We start from the raw sequence: 20,071 nt of genomic DNA on the forward strand, positions 1-20,071 counted from the left end.
AATGAAACTGGGGATATTGGATCAGATGCCGAAGCCGAAAGGCAGGACGGCTGAGGAAACGGCAGCACATACGATTGAAATGGCACAGCTGGCTGAATCACTGGGGTACGAGCGGTACTGGTTTGCAGAGCACCATGCCACACGCGGTATGGTATCCAGCGCGCCGGAAATCATGATGGCTGCGGTAGCCAGTCGGACGAAAAATCTGAAAGTCGGCAGCGGAGGCATCCTGCTGCCACAGTACAGTGCGTTCAAAGTTGCCTCCCAGATTGCGCAGCTGGAATCACTGTTCCCGGGTCGCGTTGAGGCAGGAGTGGGCCGTTCACCCGGCGGTGGCGAGTTCATCCGCAAGCTGCTCGCCGATGATAAGCCGAACCAGATGGAGGAATATCCGGATAAGCTGAAGCATATGATAGAGTACCTGGATGGCAGCGCAAAGGTGCGTGCATCGCCCCGTACAATAGATAGGCCAAAACTGTATTCTCTTGGTCTCGGTGAAAACAGCGCATTGCTTGCTGGACTACTCGGCATCGGTTATGTATTCGGCCATTTCATCCGTCCGGACCGCGGCGCCGCCTCGTTCCAGACATATCGGGATGCATTCAGTCCCGGGTTCATGAATGAATCGTCTGCCCGGGCGTGTGTCTTCATCATCTGCGGAAAAAATGATCGACATGCTGAGCAGTTGGCACAAAGTCAGGATATCTGGCTGCTGAACGTAGAAAAGGGGCTCGACAGCCAGGTGCCGACATCGGAAGCAGCCGAGGAAAAAATCAGAACATTGACTGAAGATGAAGCGGAAAAAATTAAAAACAATCGCAGGCGCATGATCATCGGTGGACCGGAGACAGTCAAAGCCGAACTGGATCATTTCAGCAATCTATACCAGTGTGAAGACTGGCTCGTGTTGTGCAACATCCATGACTGGGAAGAGAAGAAGCGGTCATTAGAACGGCTTGCCGGCATTTATTTGTAGACGGAGAATCACATCTGACAGATCAGCTGAAGCAGTGTGAATAATCATATTTTATAGTACAGTGAAAAAGAATGATAAATGGAGGGTATTTATGGAAGCTGGTAATATACTTGCATGGACACTGCAGTTTGAAACGGATATTCCAAAAGATATTGATGATATTCTTATCGATGGTGAACAGCCGATTGCAGCCTACAGGACTTTGAGAGATTCAGCGATATTTACAGACAAACGGATGATCATCCGGGATTCCCAAGGGATGACAGGCAAGAAGGTGGAAATGTATTCTCTGCCGTACAGTTCAATACATATGTGGTCGACTGAAAATGCGGCCGGCATGTTCGATATGAATGCTGAGGTGGAGTTATGGACCAAAGTAGGACATATAAAGGTCAATCTTGGAAAAAAGGTCGATATCAGACGCTTCGATCGGCTGATTGCTGAAGCTGTACTATGATTCTGATCCGTCTTTAGTAATGGAAGACGGATTTTCCATTATCTTACGGATGAAATTTTTCACTTAAATTGTTTCCGTAATTATTACCAGGTTTTAAAAAGTAAGTGAAGAGGATAGGAAGATTATCTAGTATGATCAGCAAGAACTATGAATAGAATGAATATAAATGACAATTGCATCTTCTGCATACATATATTTATATGACTAAGAAGGATATCATCCTATTTATCGATTCACTATTTTAAATAATAAATGCATATTGTATTTATTTTAATTAGATGGAATAAGGTGGTTTGTCAGTATACGGAAGGAAAGTTTCACATTATTTATTTTTTATTTTGTATATTAATGTAATTATTTCAATCATTCAGAATATTTTATAAATTATTGTTGTATATCCAGCATTACCGTAATATAATGGTATCAAGCTACCGCAGAAGCATGTGAAACAGTTGTTTCAACAAGAAATAGCCTGAAAGTATTTTACACTTTATGATTATTAAATGAAGTTCCAGACCGATTGGGAGGAGGCGTGCTGGAGGGTGCAGGGAGCTTCATTCTAATAATATATACTGCGAGATAGATATATGTGCAGTGTCCCACAGGAATTCTTACAGAAGTTGCGTTACCATACGATACTCATGTTTTATGATGTATTGGAACTCGGACACATAAAGAGCCAGCTGCACCTTGGTCGGGACCATTTATGGTTAGGCAGCAGGTTCGAAGCCACTTAAGGGTTTGTTTTTCTTAGAGAAAAATAGTATTGGAAGATATGAATGAAATATATCAGCGCAGGTATTTAGATTGACTCCGCCCTCATGGTCGAACTGTGGTCCCATCCACACTGCAGTTCATACTGTGCAATAGGAGAAGTGCCCCTCGAATGTGAGAGAGATATAACATTCGAGGGGCTTTTTCGTGTCTGATTATCATAATCGATGAACTGTTAAACGGAAAACGGCTTTTTATTAATGCATTTTTATGTAATAATATGCATGTATTAAATAAGAAAGGATGATGACTTTGCAGAAGGCACTATTTGAACAGCTTGAAAATCTATTGCCCGAAATGATCAAGATGCGCAGGCATCTGCATATGTATCCGGAACTGTCTTTCAAAGAGCAGTTTACACCGGAATATGTGCGTCAGCACCTTGAGTCACTCGGCATCGACTATAGGACGGAAGTTGGTGGCAACGGAGTGGTCGGCACCTTGAAAGGCGGTCAACCCGGTCCGACGGTGGCACTTCGCGCAGACTTTGATGCGCTGCCCATCCAGGATGAGAAGGATGTCCCCTACAGATCGACCATTGATGGTGTGAGCCATTCCTGTGGTCATGATATACATACCGCTGCACTGATGGCAGTGGAGACGGTACTCTCCGGCATAAGAGAGGAACTGGCAGGTACGGTGGTGTTCATTCATCAATTTGCTGAAGAACTGCCACCGGGTGGTGCACAGCTGATGATTGCGGATGGCTGTCTGGAAGGTGTGGATCATGTCTATGGTGCCCACGTGTGGGCGGATGATGACTATGGCACCATTGGTTTTAAACCGGACAACATGATGGCAGGAGGGGATAACTTCGAAATCACCATCCAGGGGCGCGGCGGTCATGGGGCGATGCCGCACACGACGGTGGATCCGCTTGTGACCATGAGCCAGCTGGTCGTCAATCTGCAGCAGATTGTCAGCCGGAAGATGGACCCGGGCGGATCGAATGTTCTTACAATCGGCAAGTTCCACAGTGGGGAGGCGATGAACGTCATTCCCGATACAGCATTCATCTCCGGTACAACAAGAAGTTTCGAAGTCGATACAAAAAAGGAGATGGAGAAGTGGATCCGGCAGATAAGCGGGATGACAGCGGCTCAGAATGGCGCGACAGCAGAGGTCGAGTTTACATATGGCTGTGATCCGCTGATCAATACCGAAAAGGAAACGAACCAGCTGAAGGCTCTTGCAAAGGACTACATGCCGGATGTCACCGTCATGGATAAGCAGGCGATGATGACGTCCGAGGATTTTGCATACTTTCTTCAGCATGTTCCCGGATGCTTTTTCTTCGTTGGGGGACGCAACCCGGAAATCGATGCAGTCTATCCGCATCATCATCCGAAATTCGATGTGGATGAACGTTCGATGGTCAATATCGGCAAAGTCTTTGTGCTTGCGGTACTGCATCATATGAATGGTTTGGAGGAACACGAGAATGGATGAAAATAACAGTATGAACAAAAAACGTTTTGAAATGCCGGATACATATGTCATTCTTTTCCTTGTGCTGGTTGCGACCGCAATTGCGACATACTTTGTTCCAGCGGGTGCCTATGAAAGGGAAACGGTGGATGGCGTGGAACGTGTCATTTCCGGGACATTTGCAAGTGCTGACCAGAACCCGGTCGGCTTCATGGATGTATTTCTCGCGCTGCAGACCGGTATGATCGATTCTGCCGGACTTATCTTCCTCGTACTTTTTGCCGGCGGCATGTTTGAAGTGGTCGAGCGTTCAGGCGCCATCACAGGCGGCATCATGAGCGCAGTAGACCGGATGCGCGGTAGGGAATTCATGCTGATCGCTGTCATCTCCGTACTTTTTGCACTCGGTGGTGCTACAGGTGCTGTTGCCAACTCGGTCATTCCATTCGTCGCCATCGGTGTCATGCTTGCCCGAGCTTTGAAGCTGGACGCCATTGTTGCCGTATCGATTACATTCGGTGCGACTTTCATCGGTTTTGCTGCAGGTTTCCTGAACCCGTATACGGTCGGCATCGCCCATTCCATTGCAGAGCTGCCACTGTTCTCGGGTATGCTTTTCCGCATCATCTCGTTCATCGTGCTGGTCGGTGTGACAATCTGGTATACGTGGCTGTACGCCAGACGCATCATGAAGGATCCTTCGCGCAGTCTGATGGGCATTCTGGAAGATGAGGGCGATGAAATGGAAATGGAAAAACCACCATTCACTCTGAGGCACAAGCTTATTCTGAGCTGGGTGGCACTTGCTCTTGCTTTCTTCGTCTTTGCCGTCATCCAGTTCGACTGGACGACAAACCATATGGCTGCTTTCTTCATCGTCATCGGTCTTGTTTCAGGTATCATTGCAGGAATGAACTATAATACGCTGACACTGACATTTCTTGAAGGGTGTAAAAATCTGGTCTATGGTGCGCTGATCATCGGAGTGGCCCGTGCAGTGCTTGTTGTGATGGAGCAGGCTGCCATACTTGATACCCTCGTCCAGGCACTGTCCGTACCGATCGGGGTACTGCCCCCTGTGCTTGCAGCAATCGGCATGTTCATTGCGAATACACTATTCAACTTCTTTGTTCCCTCTGGAAGCGGTCAGGCAGCAATCATCATGCCAATCCAGACACCGCTTGCGGACATGGTCGGTGTGACACGCCAGGTTGCAGTGCAGGCCTACCAGTTCGGAGATGGGTTCTCCAACAGCATATTTCCGACGTCTGGACCATTGATGGCGAGTCTTGCAGTCGCAGGTGTACCATGGATCAAATGGGCAAAATGGCTATTGCCCCTGTTCCTCATATGGTCGATCATCGCCATGACCATCCTCGCAATCGGCGTCATGATCAACTGGGGACCTCTATAGAATTCCGAACGGTGTCAGATTGACGTCGTTTTTATTTTTTCTAAAAATACAGAAAGATATAGCACGCTTGCAGCAAATATGGTATCTTCTAGTGTAGTAAACAGAAAGCGTTTTCCAGGAGGGAAGTCATGAGTGGTTCAAAAATAAAGAAGTCTTATCAGAATTTATGGCGGGAGTCCAAAAGGACGAAGTCGATGCTCAAATTCTTCAGCACAGAAGCTGCAAAAGAGGGAGCGAGAAAAGGAACGGACGATGAACCTCCGGCCACCCCCTATAACCGCAGGCAGCTCATCGGTCTGATACTCGGTCCATTGCTATTTGTTCTTGCATTGCTGTTTCTTGAATCGGATGGTCTGAATCAGGCGGGCGTGTTTGTCGTCGCATCGACATTGTGGATCGCGACCTGGTGGATAACAGAAGCCATCCCGATTCCGGCGACATCCCTGCTGCCCCTGTTCCTGTTTCCGCTCGGTGGTGTGATGGACAGTGATACAACGACAAGTGCCTACGGAAATGATATCATCTTCCTATTTCTCGGCGGCTTCCTGATTGCACTGGCAATGGAACGCTGGAACCTACATACACGTATCGCATTGACCATCATCAGCGCCATTGGAACGACAACAGCAACAATTCTGCTCGGTTTCATGATTGCGACAGGGTTCCTGTCCATGTTCGTCAGCAATACGGCAGCCGTCATGATCATGATTCCAATCGGCATGGCCATCATCAACGAAGCGCATTCCATGACGAAGACGGGCCTTGAAAATGATCTGATGAAATTTGAGAAGTCACTGGTTCTTGGTATCGGCTATGCCGGCACCATCGGTGGCCTCGGTACACTGATCGGCACGCCGCCGCTGATCATCATGGCGGGCCAGATGCAGGAACTTTTCAATATCGAGATGAGTTTTGCTCAATGGATGCTGTTCGGTGTACCGATTGTCATCCTGTTCCTTGCCATCGCTTGGGTCTACATGAACTTCTTCGGTTTCAAGCACGGCATGAAGGAATTGCCCGGCGGCCGCAAGATCATCAACACTGAGCTCGAGAAGCTTGGTGGCATCACAAGAGAAGAGGTTCTTGTTCTTATTGTATTCATTTTTGCTGCTTTCATGTGGGTGACACGTGGCTTCATCTGGAGCAATATCGAACTGACAAGCATGCTGACGGACGGATCGATAGCGATGATTGCATCTGTCATTCTCTTCCTTCTGCCGACACGCAGGAAACCAGGACGTATCCTTGACTGGTCAGTGGCACGTGACCTCCCGTGGGGCGTACTGCTCCTGTTCGGTGGCGGTCTGGCACTTGCAGCTGCAATTGTGGAGACCGGCGTCGACCAGTGGATCGGTGATCTGCTGACAAATGTCGAAGGTATACACATCATACTCATCATTACGATTGTTGCAGTAGCGATACTGTTCCTGACGGAAATCACATCCAATACAGCAACAGCTACGATGATCCTTCCTGTACTTGCAGGACTGACCATTGCGCTTGATGTCCACCCGCTGACACTGATGGCACCTGCAGCGATGGCGGCCAACTGTGCATTCATGCTGCCGGTGGGCACACCGCCGAATGCCATCGTATTCGGTACTGGAAAGATCAGCATCCAGGAGATGGCAAAGGCCGGTTTTGCATTGAATATCATTGGTGTCATACTGATCGTATCGTTCGTGTACCTTCTAATGCCGATCGTTTTCGGCATTGAGCTGATGAACTTCAACCAATAGAACCATAATGATGCCCCCGCCTTCAATCAGTTGGGGGCATCATTCGTGTGGATGGTCCGCAGCGTTGTTCTGCGTATCGTCCATCTATTCTGCTGCATCTTCAAAATCACTTAAAGGTACAATATAGACATTTCCATCCTGGCTGCCGACAAACAGTGTGTCATTGACGATGATGGGTCCGGATGGGGCGAGTGTGCCACCGAGCGTCATTTCTTTGACTGGTTCTCCGGATTGGATATCCATGCCGATGACACGGCCTTCTGTGTTGGAGAAGTAGACGATGCCGTCATATGCGACCGGAGCGGCTTTTGCAGCAGCGTCTTCGTAGGCCCACAGCTGTTCGCCGCTCTGCAGGTCATAGGCATAGTAGGTTTTCGTTTTGGGACTTGCTATGAATACAGTATCTTCATATATCATGGGGGCGCCGGATTTGTTGTTGATAACAGGCTGTCCGCTTCCCCAGTTGTCTTTCCAGAGTAACTCACCGGTTTTTGCATCCATTGCGTATATTTCATGTTCTGTCTGTTCCTCTTCATTCAGCACCAGTGCTGACGTAACGATGATGCCGTTACTGATTGCCGGTGGTACGTCATCAAGCCCCATGACGACTTCGGGGAATTCGGTCTGCCACTTCATCTCATCGTTTTCAAGATCATATGCATAAAAGGTATATGGCAGAGGTCCACTGCCGCCGACGTAGAGGGTATCTTCATAAATATTCGGTGAGGACATGCTGATTGTGGATCCGAGTTCGTGCTGATGGACAAGGGAGCCTTCTTCCAGACCGATTTTATAGAGATGGCGGTCGCCGGTGGTGATGTAGAGGTGGTCCTCGTATATGGCAGGTGTCGGCATCACTTCGCCTTCTGTTTCAAACTGCCAAAGAACTTCTCCATTTTCGGCATCGAGGGCCATGACGCCATTTTCACCGGTACCTCGGATGCCGTTTTCCTGAAAATGCCGATTGCCATAACCGACGTAGATTGTGCCTTCATGATAGATGGTTTCCGAGTGTATCCAGTTTGGCGCCTTCCCTTCCCAGATGCGCTCCCCGGATGTCAGATCGAATGCCATGATGTCTCCTGAATTGTGGTTGCCGATAAATAATCTGCCATCCGCAACCACAGGTGTCGCACGTATCTCATCCTCGGTTTCAAGTGCTGCATATTCGAGTGGCTCATGACCCGAATCGATGACTGCATTCTTGTCCGGGCTGTGCCGGTACTGGGTCCATTCTTCTGCTCCGAACGCTTCTGATCGACCTTCTTCGACCGCAGCATCCTGTGTGTTCGAGCAGGCGCCGAGCAATAAGATACCAGTCAATATGTGATATTTCATTATTTTTGCAGGTTCCATGCTACTTCCTCCTATCGTATTATTTTACTTAAAAATACATTTTACGTTTGAAGCCAGGTCTGTTAGGCTATTACTCTAGAAAAGAATAAAGAGGAGCGTCATTTCTCAATGGAAAACAAAATATCTAACGTAGAACGCACGGAGCTTGATAATACCATGTCAAAGCGGTTCATCTGGGCCATCGCATACGGCTCAAGCATCGGGTGGGGGGCTTTCATTCTTCCTGGTGACTGGCTGCTTTCTTCCGGCACACTCGGTTCCACTCTCGGCATCATCATTGGTGGTCTGCTGATGCTGATCATTGCAGTCGCCTATGGCGGACTGACAACACAGTTCCCTGTATCAGGTGGTGAGTTTGCCTTCAGTTACGCCGGTTTTGGAAAGTATGTCAGCTTCATCGCTTCGTGGTTTTTGGCGCTGGGTTACATATGTGTCGTCGCACTGAACGCGAGTGCATTCAGTCTGCTTTTCAAATTCGTCCTGCCTGATTTTCTCGAAGTCGGCTATCTTTATACTATAGCAGGCTGGGATGTCTATATTATGGAAGTGATCCTGTCATCACTCATTTTAATTATTTTTGCTTTCATTTCCATCCGTGGCAGCGGGCTGTCAGGTAATCTGCAGTTCCTGTTCTGCCTATTCATGGCTGTAGTAGTAACAATACTATTCGTATGGTCATTCTTTACAGGAGAGTTTACACTATCCAATGCTGAACCACTGTTCGACAGTCAAAATGGCATGTGGACATCCATCATCCTGATTGTGGCAGTCGCCCCTTGGATGTACGTCGGCTTTGATAATATTCCACAGGCAGCTGAAGAGTTTAAATTCAGCCCGGATAAGACATTCAAATTGATCGTCTGGGGCATCATTGCCGCCATGATTACTTATGTTCTGATGATTCTCGTCACTTCATGGATATATCCGGACGAACAGTCGATCGGCGGTGCCCTATGGGTGACAGGTTCTGTTGTCCAGTCCTCAATGGGGGCAGTTGGGATGACCATTCTGGCACTCGCAATTTCTTTCGGTGTCTTTACAGGACTGAATGGCTTCTACATGTCATCATCAAGATTGCTGTTCGCACTTGGCCGTGCACGTTTCATTCCAGAAGTATTCATGAAACTCGGCAAGAATAAAACACCTTACGTTTCAGTACTCTTCATCATGGCGGTCTGTCTTATGGCGCCTTGGCTCGGCCGTACCGCACTCAGCTGGATTGTAGATATGTCTTCAACAGGCGTATCTGTCGCATTTCTGATCACGAGTCTGGTCGCAGTGAAGTTCTTCAGGCAGAAGGCGCACTACAATCTGATCTATGTCATCTTCGGTGTATTGGGCGCGCTGATTTCCGTTGTCTTCCTGGTACTGCTTCTGTATCCTGGATCTCCAGCATCGCTCAGCACGCCATCATATATTGCGCTCGGGGCATGGATCGTACTTGGAGCAATCTTCTTTTTGACACAGTTCAGAAAGATCAATTCATTGACGAAAGAAGAGTTGGACTACCTCATCCTCAATAAAGATAAATAGCGAGTAAGACAAAGCTTCTGTGCAATGATATTGCATGGAAGCTTTCTTCATGCCTCACCGTTATAAAACGCTTTCTTCTTTTCTGAATATTACAGTTATGTTACAATAAGTTCGTTATATTACGAGCGAGTAACTTTCATTAATAGGGAGACAACAAAGTGAAACCGATATTCTTAATATTCGCTACTGTGCTGCTCGCAGCATGCGGCGCTAAAGCAGAACAAAATGCCGGTTTTGAGGATTTGACGTCCGAGAGATCATATATAGATACAATGACACACCAGAATATACAGCTCAGTTCTGCAATCAACCAGCCTGGGAAAAGAAGCTACGCCCATGGCAATAGCGAGGCGGATGCTGGTTCCGATATAAATACTGTCAATATGGATTATACAGGGCAGGAGGCTGTTGAGCTTGAAGATCTGACACAGCAGGTGGAGGATATCAAACAGGACGTCACAAGAATCTGGAAAAACCAGTTTACACCCATGTACAATCAGTTTCTATGGAATAGGCTGAAGAAGGAAAAGGCAGCCGAAAACCTCGAAGTGATCCATGAGTCATATGGTCAGCTTGAAGCAGAGCTCGACAGCATAAAGACGCCTGAATTTCTGAATGAGAAACATGGAAGAGTGCTGGAGCAGATGAAAGATGATCTTTATCTTGCGATATCGAACCGTACGTTGGCACTGATCGAGTTCAAGCTGATGAATCAGGACAAAGATTATACGATGAACGAAACGATGCTTGATATCCATTTGCAGAACAGCAGCAAGTATCTGATCAGTGCAGAGAAATCACTGGACCAGCTGGAAGCGATTGAATATGAATCAGAAAAATCGAAAGATGGATATGTAGTCGTCGAAGAGTAGAAAAAAGGTGGATTCTTAGAATCCACCTTTTCTTTATCTATTTAGGTGACTGCCGTCATTGCCTTTATCATTGTGGTCGTCACCAGCACGGGTTGTCGTGTCTTCCTGAGTCACTTCACGGTCTGGAGTGCTATTTTCAGCATTATCATCATTGTTGCCGAAACGGTTGACTACCTGGTCACCTTTTTCTTTAACACTGTCCCACGTGTTCTTCACGTTATTATTGCCGTTTCCATCACCATTTTTGAAATTGTTCACTGCATCTTTTGCTTTATCGAAAAAGCCCTTATTATTATCTGCCATTGTTGACATCTCCTTTCTAACGTTGCCTATACTGTATGGCTACCTGTAAAAGGAAAGTACTAAACATGAAATGAATCATTCGTGTTCAGTATCTTCAAGTCAGCCCCATCTACTTTCTGTTGTTGAAAGCATCATTGGCTTTATCTTTTACATCGTTGGCTGCGTCCTTGACTTTGCCTTCTGTTTCCTGGCGTTTACCTTCTTCTTTCGTCTTATCATCGTTCATCATGTTGCCGGCTGCCTTTTTCGCCTTGCCCATGAACTGATCTTTTTTGCTTGTGTCGTTACTCATATTACTCACCTCATTGAATTTATTTTTCTCTCTGCCATATTGTTCCCGTATGACTTCCGGTTTAAACCTCTAGCGGTTTCCACTATCGTGACGGTTATCATGAAAAACGCTCTTATCGGTCTCCTCGTTCACATAGAAATCTTTGCGTTTCTTGTTGATATCGGAGAGGACATCTTCCATGGAGTCGTCTTTTGAATCGCGCTGTCCCAGCTTATCTTCGGATGATTCTTCGAACATTCTATCGGTCTTATCCTTTTTTGCCATCAGACAATCGCTCCCTTCCTTTTTATAGTTCACTACCCGTCGTGAAACAGTGTGAAACACATCCGCACCGGGTAGAAGAAAGCAGGGAGGAATGGATATATGTATGCAATCAATGGAAAGTTCAACCGCACATTCCGGGTTTTTGAGCTGTATAGACGTCTCGGCATAGTGAGTGTCACAACAACACGTTTCAAGGAAAATCTGCTGAAAATGAAGCCCCTGGATCTGTTTGCACTCTACAGCAGCGGAAATGGCTGGCTTGGTATCGGTCGGGTGGTGGAACCCGCAGCTCCTTTTGCAGAGTTTGAAATGCACCAGGGCGGTCGGCTGATCGACTATGACCAGTATCCGTTCAAGGAGATTCAGCGCATCAATCCCCATTTCGGCAAGGAGGAGTACATCATGCGGGTCGAGTGGCTTGCACTTGTTGATTCGCTTGAAGCAGGTGTGGATCTCGGAGTTTTCGATTTCAAGGACCCGGTGATGGTGCTTGATGATAGGCAAGAGGCTGAAATTATGAAGGCGTTCAATATTGAAGGGTAAAGAAATCCCCTGCAGCCGGGTTCATGTCCGGATACAGGGGATTTGTAGTTCTTTCTATTTATGAAGCTTTCTGTGCGAGCAGTGCTTCTCCCTCGCCAGTCAGCTCGATACTACTATAGTAGAAGTCGTAATCAAAAGGCGTCAATGTGATAAGGCCTTTCTGTTCCATCAGTTTCATATGGAAATCGACCGTACGGATATCGTACTCTGCCATACTCGTATTCGGATAGGGGAAAAGCTGATGTTTGACGTTGTATAAAATTTTGTACTCCAGATTCTTATCGTATGAATAATGCATATGATCACTCCTGATAATATAGTATAGGAACGTTTGTTCTGTTTGTCAATGGCATCTATTCATAATGAATTTCCCAAGCATGTTTAAGATGGAGCCATATGTGGAACACTATATAATGTAACGATATTCAAGAAGGAGTGATTGATTTTGACTAAGAAAGTCGCTGTAATCATGACCAACATGGTAGAAGACATCGAATATACAAGCCCGGTAGAGGCACTTCAGAATGAAGGCCACGAAATAGAAGTCATTGCACCTGAAGCAGGTGAAATTGAAGGTAAGCAAGGTGGAAAATTCACCGCGGATAAGAGCATCTCAGATGTGAGTCCAGAGGACTACGATGCAATTCTTATACCTGGCGGATTCTCACCAGACCTATTGCGTGCCGACGAGGAAGGCCGTTTCGGTAAATTCGCAAAACACTTCCTCGAACAGGACAAGCCAACATTCGCAATCTGTCACGGACCGCAAGTTCTGATTGATACAGATCTATTGAAAGACCGTAACATCACCAGCTTTATATCAGTTAGAAAAGACTTGGAAAATGCAGGTGCTAAAGTGCATGATAAATCAGTTGTAGTATGCAGCAATCTCGTATCAAGCCGTAAACCGGATGATATTGAGGACTTCAACCGTGAAATCACAGCACAACTTGGTTAATTGAAGAATGATAAAGCCAAAGTCTATTACAGACTTTGGCTTTTTTGTGTGGTGGGTGGGAGTGAATTTGGCGCTCCAATTTGCGCTGAGCCAATCGCTCAGTGCACGTTGGACCTCCAATTTGCGCTGACCCGGACACTCAGTGCACGTTAGGCCTCCAATTTGCGCTGAGCCAGTCACTCAGTGCACGTTGGACCTCCAATTTGCGTTGAGCCAGACACTCAGTGCATGTTGGGTCTCCAATTTGCGCTGAGCCAGACACTCAGTGCACGTTGGGCCTCCAATTTGCGCTGAGCCAATCGCTCAGTGCACGTTAGGCCTCCAATTTGCGTTGAGCCAGACACTCAGTGTATGTTGGGTCTCCAATTTGCGCTGAGCCAGACACTCAGTGCATGTTGGGCCTCCAATTTGCGTTGAGCCAGACACTCAGTGCATGTTGGGCCTCCAATTTGCGTTGAGCCAAACACTCAGTGCAGATCAGAGCTCCTCTACATACAAAGAACTGCCCATCCATTGGATGGGCAGTTCGTCGTCTCTATTCTACTGTAATGGTGCGGGCTTTGGCGTGTGGATCTCCGAAATGATCGAATACGGCATAGGCGATCGTGTACTCGCCAGGTGTATTTGTATCCACTTCACCTGAGATATAGGCACGGTGGGTAATGTCACTGCCATCGACGTCTATGATTTCGACGTCTTCTTTTGGATTGAATTCTTCGTCTTGCTGGATGGTGATGTCTTCGAGTCCAATGAATGTGATGGCTGAGCTGGCGGACGCTTCTTCGGATTCTTCGGAATCACCTTCAAGTTCTGCTTCTGTCGGTGGTATCATCGGTACGGGATCGGTTGACGCATTGCTTACTTCGATCGAACGCGTATACTCATACCAGCCACCGCGTGAATTTTCAACGCGGTATTCGACGGTGTAGGACCCGGGCTGGCTGGTATCCACGTTGTCTGAAGTGATTTCAATATTTTCCGTAATGTCTCCATCCTGGCTATCGATGGCGTAGACACCTGCCAATGGATTGAAGTCATCGCCGACCTGCACGTTATAGACTTCCGTCCCTCTGAGGTCGGGAACACTGCCGCTATGGCTGGCGATTTCCTCTTCCATCGTCGGCCCTTCATAATCGGCATATCTGGAATCGCCTTCCGTGTCTGATTCACTGTCAGAAATGCTCACCTGACTGATCTGTGCGTCGAGCAGTTCTCCTGTAATCGGAGCGGCAGGCAGCAGACCTGCCATGATTTTTATCACTGTACTTGAGTTCATAATGGTCACCTCAACATTGCCTTAGGAATGATGTCTTTCAATGTATATTTATCGAGCACTTCAAAGTATGCGTCAAGTGCATCGTTCAGTACGAATCTCAGGCCACACACAGGCGTAAGCACACACTGGTTGCCTTCTTTGAAGCATTCAGCCATATGAAAGTTATCTTCGGTATGACGGACGACTTCACCGATATTGAGTGCTTCTGCCTTATAGTTTAGCATAATCCCGCCACCACGACCACGGACGGTAGAAATATAGCCGAGTTTGGAAAGGTTATGGACTACTTTTGTCAGATGATTTTTGGATATGTCATAGAAATTCGCGATTTCGTCTATCTGGACCTTTTCTTCTTCACGCATTCCAAGATACATCAGAACTCTCAGGGAATAGTCCGTATATAGTGTCAGTTTCATTGGAATCAGCTCCTCCACATGATTATACACGCATTTCAATTTTATATAAATAAACTGCCTTCTCTGAATTTGATGTGTGAACATAATGTGAAATTTAGCACAATTGCTTGCAAAGCATGATTCATAAGCTTAAGATAAAGATGTATTGAATATATATCTTTTAATTGAAGGGGTTATCCAAATGATTACGGAAGCGAAAAAAGATGTCATCAAAGCGACTATTCCTGTACTCGAAGCACATGGCACTGAGATTACGACAACATTCTATCAGAACATGTTCAAAGCACACCCTGAACTTCTCAACATTTTCAATCAGACGAACCAGAAAATCGGCAACCAGCCGAAGGCACTGGCAATGACAGTGCTTGCAGCAGCCAAGCATATCGACAACCTGGAGGCAATTGTGCCCCATGTGGTCGGCATTGCCCACAAGCACCGGGCCCTTGAAATCAAGCCTGAACATTATCCGATCGTCGGCAAGCATCTTCTGGAAGGCATCCAGGAAGTGCTCGGTGACCAGGCAACGCCTGAAATCATCGATGCATGGGGCGAATACTACAATCAGATCGCCCAGGTATTCATCGATGTAGAACAGGATATGTACCAGGACGCAGCATGGGACGGATTCAAACCGTTTACTGTAAAAAAGAAAGAATTCATGACACCGGACATCGTCAGATTCACAGTGGACTCGGATGAGGTGGACAAGTCATTCACAGCAGGGCAGTATATCACTGTAAAAGTGAGACCGGCTGACTATCCATACGAAGCACTGCGCCACTATTCCATCTGTTCAAATAAAACAGTGGATGGTATCACATTTGCTGTGAAACGTGAAGGTACTGATGATACGAAAGGTGTGGTATCAAACTACCTGCATGACGGAATTGAAATCGGCGATGCCCTTTTCCTATCTGCACCAGCTGGTGACTTCAAAGTTGAAGAAGATCATGGTGAACTGCTGTTCATCGCTGGCGGCGTCGGTGCTACGCCTGTCATGGCAATGGCCGAAGAAGCGATTGCAAAAGGTAATGATGTGAAGTTCCTCTACAGTGCCATCAATGAAACACATCTGCCATTCAAGGACCAGTTTGAAAATCTGGAAGTGGAGGGTGCAGATATCAGAGTCAAATTCAGCGAATCTGAAGGCTATCTGAACCGGAAAGATTTCGCCGGCAATGAAAATCGTGAAATCTACATCTGCGGCTCCATGGTATTCATGAATGCAATGATCAACGAACTGGGTGAGATGGGCATCGAGGACTCCCGTATCCACTTTGAGCCGTTCGGTCCAAAGATGAGCCTTCAGAAAGTCTAGAAATACATCCTCATAATTTCATATGTAGTCCACGCACGCATCTGTCATCGGCAGGTGCGTGTATTTTATTCACTCTAAAAATAAAAACAGTTTGATAGATGCAAAGGATGACGTATTATAATGGATATAGAGGGAGCATAATTTAAAGAATATGTTCGTTTCATCCTATAAATACCGGAGGCATTTCAATGGAGAGAAAATGGGGAATCAATTTTATCAGAGTGGCGTCCTTGTTCGGTCTGCTCGGTGTATTCATCGGTTCGCAGATGGCCGGGGAGACCGACTACAGCATCCGTCCAATCCACACCCACATACTGCTGGTCGGCTGGCTGTCCATGTTTGCATGGGGCATCTTCTATAGTGTGTACCGGGTGAAGAATAAATTACTCGTACATATTCATGGCATTGCCGGCATGGCCGGGGCAGTCATGCTGACAAGCGGCATGTACTTCTACATGCTCAATCCTTTCAATTTCAACGAAACATTTACAACAGTCTATTTCATCGTGGGTGGCAGTGTTCTGCTCATTGCTTTTATGCTCTTCATCATCGTGACATTTTTTGTCGAAAAGGATGAGCGTTACAGCTAGTATGCCATATTGCTTCAGGAATGAAATTATTGTGTTTGGACTTATTTTTAAGGGAATGTAATGCTATGGAATATTTTAGGGAAAGTGAGGTGGAATCTTTGGAATATCTTCTTCTTGTTGTCGGCTTCGTACTGCTGATCAAGGGTGCGGATTATTTTGTGGAAGGTGCATCCAACATTGCAGTCAAGCTCAATGTATCACCGCTTCTCGTCGGTCTGACGATCGTGGCACTCGGCACCAGCTCGCCGGAAGCAACAGTAGCGATACTGGCGGCGATTGAGGGCAGTTCAGGGGTTGTGCTCGGTAATGTTATCGGAAGTAACATCGTAAATATCACCGTAGTCGTCGGTCTGACGGCATTGATTGCACCTCTGACGGTGCAGAGTGAGACAGTGCGAAAAGAGATTCCTTTTGCACTGCTCGCGGCCCTCGTACTGATGACACTGATGGCAGATGTTGCACTCCAGGGTGCCGGACAGAATATCATTGGGCGGGGTGACGGACTGATCATCCTGCTGTTCTTCGCTGTATTCCTGTATTATGTATTTGAAATGGCACGCAAGAACCGCTCGAACACTGTAGAAGAAGTCAACAGTGATGCTGGTGAATCATGGCTGAAGAATATTCTGTTCACCGTGGGTGGACTGGTCGCCATCATCTTCGGCGGGGAACTGGTCGTCAGCAACGCAACGGAAATCGCACTCGCTCTTGGCATGAGTGAAGCGCTGGTTGGTCTGACAATCGTTGCCATCGGTACTTCGCTCCCTGAAATCATGACATCAGTCACAGCTGCATTGAAAGGGAAGGGCGATATGGCCATCGGCAACGTTGTCGGCAGCAACATTTTCAATATCTTCTTCGTTACAGGTACCGCCGCAACCGTCGCTCCTATCGCAGCGGAATCAAAGCTCTTCTTTGATGGCTGGGTGATGGTCGCACTGACAGTAATGCTATTGATCTTCTCACGCACAAACTTCAAGATCGGCCGCAGAGAAGGCGCCGTCATGCTTGCTGCATACATCGCCTACCTGGTCTACATCATTATAAGGAACTAGATTGAATGGTGTACGTCACTTTATTTATCCGAATTAATTTAATTACTTTTAATTGAAAAAAATCAAAATGCCTCCTTTCCGCCATATATAGGTAAGGAGGTTTTTGTGATGAATAAAAGAATAAAGACGATGGAGCATCAGTGGCTGGAATTGATGGAGGCCAGGGGCGCACTGAGCGCTGAAGACCAGCGGAAGCTCGAAGCACTTGAAATCGGATTTGCAGGGGAATGTGCCTTCGATGACTGGATGGATCGCTATGGGGAGGAGCAGTGGCGGGTGTATCGGGATATCTGGATTGATGCCGGCGGACCGACCCAGTTGGATACGATGGTGGTGACAGAATCGACTGTCTTCATTTTCGATGTCAAGAATTACTCCGGGGATTACACCTATATGAATGGCAGATGGTCCGTCAATGGTCGGCCGATCATCAAAGATGTCTTCGTACAGCTGAAACGTTCGCTGGAGAAAGTGCATCTCATGCTGCGTCAGATCGACCCTGTCATTCAGGCGGAAGGGTCTCTCGTTTTCATCAATGAGCATTTTTCATTCCGTACTGAAGGAGAGTTGGGCGCTCAAGTCGTCATGCGCCATGGACTGAAGAAGTATCTGCAGACGATGGATGAGAGTGGAGTAACCATGCGGATGCCGATTGATATGCTCTGTAGCAGAATCGAATCATTCTTTATTGATAACCCATATCCGCCCCCTGCATGTGATGATGACACATACTTCAGTTTGAAAAAAGGTGTGTGCTGCTGCAGTTGTGGCGGGTTCCGTCATGCGGTGATGAGATATTACCTGAAATGTCTGGAGTGTGGGAATCAAGAGGCGAAAGAACGCGCAGTTCTACGGTCGATCTGTGAATATGGTGTATTGAGGAATGATAGGAATCTGAAAGTCCGCGATATCTACTTCTATTTGAATAAGATGATAAGTGAAAGGCATATACAGTCGATACTCAGCAAGTACTTTAGTGCAGTTGCGAGAGGAAGATATGCGTCCTACGAAAATCCAGGCCGGTTGATGAAAAACCTGTTTCCTGAAATAACATGTAAATTTAAAAATGAAGGATAATCTGCACTGAGTGTCCGGGTCAATGCAAATTGGAAGCTTAACTTGCACTGAGTGTCTGGGTCAGCGCAAATTGGAGGCCCAACGTACACTGAGTGTCTGGGTCAGCGCAAATTGGAGGCCCAACGTACACTGAGTGTCCGGGTCAATGCAAATTGGAGGCCCAACGTGCACTGAGTGTCTGGGTCAGCGCAAATTGGAGGTCCAACGTACACTGAGCGTCTGGGTCAGCGCAAATTGGAGGCTCAACGTACACTGAGTGCTTGAGTCAGCGCAAATTGGAGGTCAGTACCTCCCATCACTCCAACCAGAAAGACAAAAACCCCGAATTCCATCCGACCGCAATCAGATGAAATCCGGGGTTTTGTCCTATTCGATGCCGTTATGCCATTTGGCTGCGAGCAGCGTATTGTTGAGGACCATTGTGATGGTCATCGGGCCGACGCCGCCTGGTACGGGGGTGATGAATCCGGCGACTTCCTTGGCGGATTCGAAGTCGACGTCCCCGACGAGCTTTTCGTCGACGACGGTATTGCCGACATCGATGACGATGGCGCCTTCCTTAAGGTGTGCGCCTGTGACGAGTCCTGGCGCACCTACAGCACTGACGATGATGTCATAATTTTTCAGTTTTTCAATCATGCCTTGTGTGCGGGAGTGCATCAGTGTAACGGTCGCATGCTGATCGGTCAGCAGCTTGGCAACGGGCTGGCCGACGATATGGGAGCGTCCGATGACTGCGACGTCCTTTCCTTCAAGTGATCCGGTATGTTTGAGCAGCTCCATGATGCCGAGTGGTGTGCATGGTACGAATGTGCGCTGTCCGGTATAGAGTCTGCCGATGTTCATCGGGTGAAAACCATCGACGTCCTTATATGGTGCAATTGCTTCAAGCACTTTCTCTTCACTGATCTGCTCAGGCAGCGGCACCTGGACCAGAATGCCATTGACCGCATCATCGCTGTTCAGACGATCGATCGTATCGAGCAATTCAGATTCCGTAATATCTGAATCGAGATGGATGATGTCAGAAGCCATGCCGATTTTCTCGGCTGCCTTGTTTTTTGAGCGGACGTAGCTCAATGAAGCACCATCATTTCCGACAATGACTACAGTCAGATTCGGGGTGATACCCAAGTTTTTCAATTTCTCGACTTCTTCGGCGAGACCTGCACGATACGACTTCGCAATTTCCCTGCCGTTCAAAAGTTCTGCTGTCATTTAAAAACGCCTCCTGAATGATATTCCAATTCCATTATCCATGACTTTAATGTAAATCTCCATATTCATTTGAAAATACATTAACACGGAGCCGACTCTATAAACCCATTTAATCCACATAATACCGTATGTTCATTTATTCCTGCAAGCCATTTTTTAACAAAATACAAACTATATATATAAAATAAATAAAAACGTTCGCTTTTTAGGTT

Annotated in this window: 21 protein-coding genes; 13 read left to right on the plus strand and 8 right to left on the minus strand. The window is 47.0% G+C overall.

From position 1 onward, the window contains the following. Position 1: 1 nt before the first annotated feature. The 5 genes from GQ671_RS00090 to GQ671_RS00110 all read left to right on the plus strand — a co-directional run bounded on the left by GQ671_RS00090 (position 2) and on the right by GQ671_RS00110 (position 6,788). Positions 2–976 carry an LLM class flavin-dependent oxidoreductase gene (locus GQ671_RS00090; protein ID WP_160650760.1) on the plus strand — a complete coding sequence of 325 codons (975 nt, stop codon included), beginning with the start codon at positions 2–4 and terminating at the stop codon, positions 974–976. A 91-nt stretch (positions 977–1,067) separates the two neighbouring features. Then, positions 1,068–1,433, plus strand: a complete 366-nt coding sequence (locus tag GQ671_RS00095) for a PH domain-containing protein (RefSeq protein WP_160650763.1) — start codon at positions 1,068–1,070, stop codon at positions 1,431–1,433. A 1,020-nt stretch (positions 1,434–2,453) separates the two neighbouring features. Continuing rightward, entirely contained in the window at positions 2,454–3,656 is a 1,203-nt protein-coding gene (locus GQ671_RS00100) for a M20 metallopeptidase family protein (RefSeq protein ID WP_322789444.1), read from the plus strand. Next, positions 3,649–5,049 (plus strand): YfcC family protein, encoded by a 1,401-nt coding sequence (locus GQ671_RS00105; protein WP_160650767.1) that lies wholly within the window; start codon positions 3,649–3,651, stop codon positions 5,047–5,049. Before GQ671_RS00100 ends, GQ671_RS00105 begins: the two co-directional genes overlap by 8 nt. 128 nt (positions 5,050–5,177) lie before the next feature. Then, positions 5,178–6,788, plus strand: a complete 1,611-nt coding sequence (locus GQ671_RS00110; RefSeq protein ID WP_160650770.1) for an SLC13 family permease — start codon at positions 5,178–5,180, stop codon at positions 6,786–6,788. 84 nt (positions 6,789–6,872) lie between these two features. Here GQ671_RS00110 and GQ671_RS00115 read toward each other — a convergent pair whose 3' ends face one another. Next, positions 6,873–8,144: an outer membrane protein assembly factor BamB family protein gene (locus GQ671_RS00115; RefSeq protein WP_246153062.1), complete on the minus strand. Its 1,272-nt coding sequence runs from the start codon at positions 8,142–8,144 to the stop codon at positions 6,873–6,875. 108 nt (positions 8,145–8,252) lie between these two features. Between GQ671_RS00115 and GQ671_RS00120 the strand changes: the two genes are divergently transcribed. Both GQ671_RS00120 and GQ671_RS00125 read left to right on the plus strand, forming a co-directional pair. Beyond that, complete coding sequence (locus GQ671_RS00120; protein ID WP_160650772.1) at positions 8,253–9,677, plus strand: APC family permease; 1,425 nt, start codon at positions 8,253–8,255, stop codon at positions 9,675–9,677. Between the two features lie 158 nt (positions 9,678–9,835). Next, the gene (locus tag GQ671_RS00125) at positions 9,836–10,549 is read left to right on the plus strand and encodes a hypothetical protein (RefSeq protein WP_160650775.1); all 714 of its coding nucleotides are present in this window, start codon (positions 9,836–9,838) and stop codon (positions 10,547–10,549) included. A 33-nt stretch (positions 10,550–10,582) separates the two neighbouring features. Here the strand turns inward: GQ671_RS00125 and GQ671_RS00130 are convergent, their stop codons facing one another. From GQ671_RS00130 to GQ671_RS00140, 3 genes are all read right to left on the minus strand, one after another. After that, on the minus strand, positions 10,583–10,852 hold the full coding sequence (locus tag GQ671_RS00130) for a hypothetical protein (RefSeq protein WP_160650778.1): 270 nt from the start codon (positions 10,850–10,852) through the stop codon (positions 10,583–10,585). Positions 10,853–10,961: 109 nt separating this feature from the next. Beyond that, entirely contained in the window at positions 10,962–11,144 is a 183-nt protein-coding gene (locus tag GQ671_RS00135; RefSeq protein WP_160650781.1) for a CsbD family protein, read from the minus strand. 69 nt (positions 11,145–11,213) lie between these two features. Then, complete coding sequence (locus GQ671_RS00140) at positions 11,214–11,408, minus strand: hypothetical protein (RefSeq protein WP_160650784.1); 195 nt, start codon at positions 11,406–11,408, stop codon at positions 11,214–11,216. Positions 11,409–11,507: 99 nt separating this feature from the next. Here GQ671_RS00140 and GQ671_RS00145 point away from each other — a divergent pair, with 99 nt between their 5' ends. After that, the gene (locus GQ671_RS00145) at positions 11,508–11,951 is read left to right on the plus strand and encodes a hypothetical protein (protein ID WP_160650787.1); all 444 of its coding nucleotides are present in this window, start codon (positions 11,508–11,510) and stop codon (positions 11,949–11,951) included. Between the two features lie 58 nt (positions 11,952–12,009). On the opposite strand, the gene GQ671_RS00150 is transcribed toward GQ671_RS00145, so the two are convergent. Continuing rightward, positions 12,010–12,249 carry a hypothetical protein gene (locus tag GQ671_RS00150; protein WP_160650791.1) on the minus strand — a complete coding sequence of 80 codons (240 nt, stop codon included), beginning with the start codon at positions 12,247–12,249 and terminating at the stop codon, positions 12,010–12,012. Positions 12,250–12,396: 147 nt separating this feature from the next. Between GQ671_RS00150 and GQ671_RS00155 the strand changes: the two genes are divergently transcribed. Continuing rightward, positions 12,397–12,909, plus strand: a complete 513-nt coding sequence (locus GQ671_RS00155; protein WP_160650795.1) for a type 1 glutamine amidotransferase domain-containing protein — start codon at positions 12,397–12,399, stop codon at positions 12,907–12,909. A 535-nt stretch (positions 12,910–13,444) separates the two neighbouring features. Here GQ671_RS00155 and GQ671_RS00160 read toward each other — a convergent pair. Continuing rightward, entirely contained in the window at positions 13,445–14,170 is a 726-nt protein-coding gene (locus tag GQ671_RS00160) for an immunoglobulin-like domain-containing protein (protein ID WP_322789445.1), read from the minus strand. 20 nt (positions 14,171–14,190) lie between these two features. Further along, complete coding sequence (locus GQ671_RS00165; protein WP_160650831.1) at positions 14,191–14,601, minus strand: RrF2 family transcriptional regulator; 411 nt, start codon at positions 14,599–14,601, stop codon at positions 14,191–14,193. Positions 14,602–14,782: 181 nt separating this feature from the next. Between GQ671_RS00165 and GQ671_RS00170 the strand changes: the two genes are divergently transcribed. The 4 genes from GQ671_RS00170 (at position 14,783) to GQ671_RS00185 (ending at position 18,641) form a co-directional block, all read left to right on the plus strand. Continuing rightward, positions 14,783–15,919, plus strand: a complete 1,137-nt coding sequence (locus GQ671_RS00170) for a globin domain-containing protein (protein WP_160650834.1) — start codon at positions 14,783–14,785, stop codon at positions 15,917–15,919. A gap of 188 nt (positions 15,920–16,107) precedes the next feature. After that, a complete protein-coding gene (locus GQ671_RS00175) occupies positions 16,108–16,509 on the plus strand; it encodes a hypothetical protein (protein WP_160650837.1) in 402 nt (133 codons plus the stop codon). Between the two features lie 98 nt (positions 16,510–16,607). Next, positions 16,608–17,564: a calcium/sodium antiporter gene (locus GQ671_RS00180; protein WP_160650840.1), complete on the plus strand. Its 957-nt coding sequence runs from the start codon at positions 16,608–16,610 to the stop codon at positions 17,562–17,564. A gap of 108 nt (positions 17,565–17,672) precedes the next feature. Beyond that, positions 17,673–18,641 carry a nuclease-related domain-containing protein gene (locus GQ671_RS00185; RefSeq protein WP_160650843.1) on the plus strand — a complete coding sequence of 323 codons (969 nt, stop codon included), beginning with the start codon at positions 17,673–17,675 and terminating at the stop codon, positions 18,639–18,641. A 366-nt stretch (positions 18,642–19,007) separates the two neighbouring features. On the opposite strand, the gene GQ671_RS00190 is transcribed toward GQ671_RS00185, so the two are convergent. Next, positions 19,008–19,859, minus strand: a complete 852-nt coding sequence (locus GQ671_RS00190; RefSeq protein ID WP_160650846.1) for a bifunctional 5,10-methylenetetrahydrofolate dehydrogenase/5,10-methenyltetrahydrofolate cyclohydrolase — start codon at positions 19,857–19,859, stop codon at positions 19,008–19,010. Positions 19,860–20,071: the final 212 nt, after the last annotated feature.

The organism is Salinicoccus hispanicus (assembly GCF_009831115.1).
GTDB lineage: Bacteria > Bacillota > Bacilli > Staphylococcales > Salinicoccaceae > Salinicoccus > Salinicoccus hispanicus.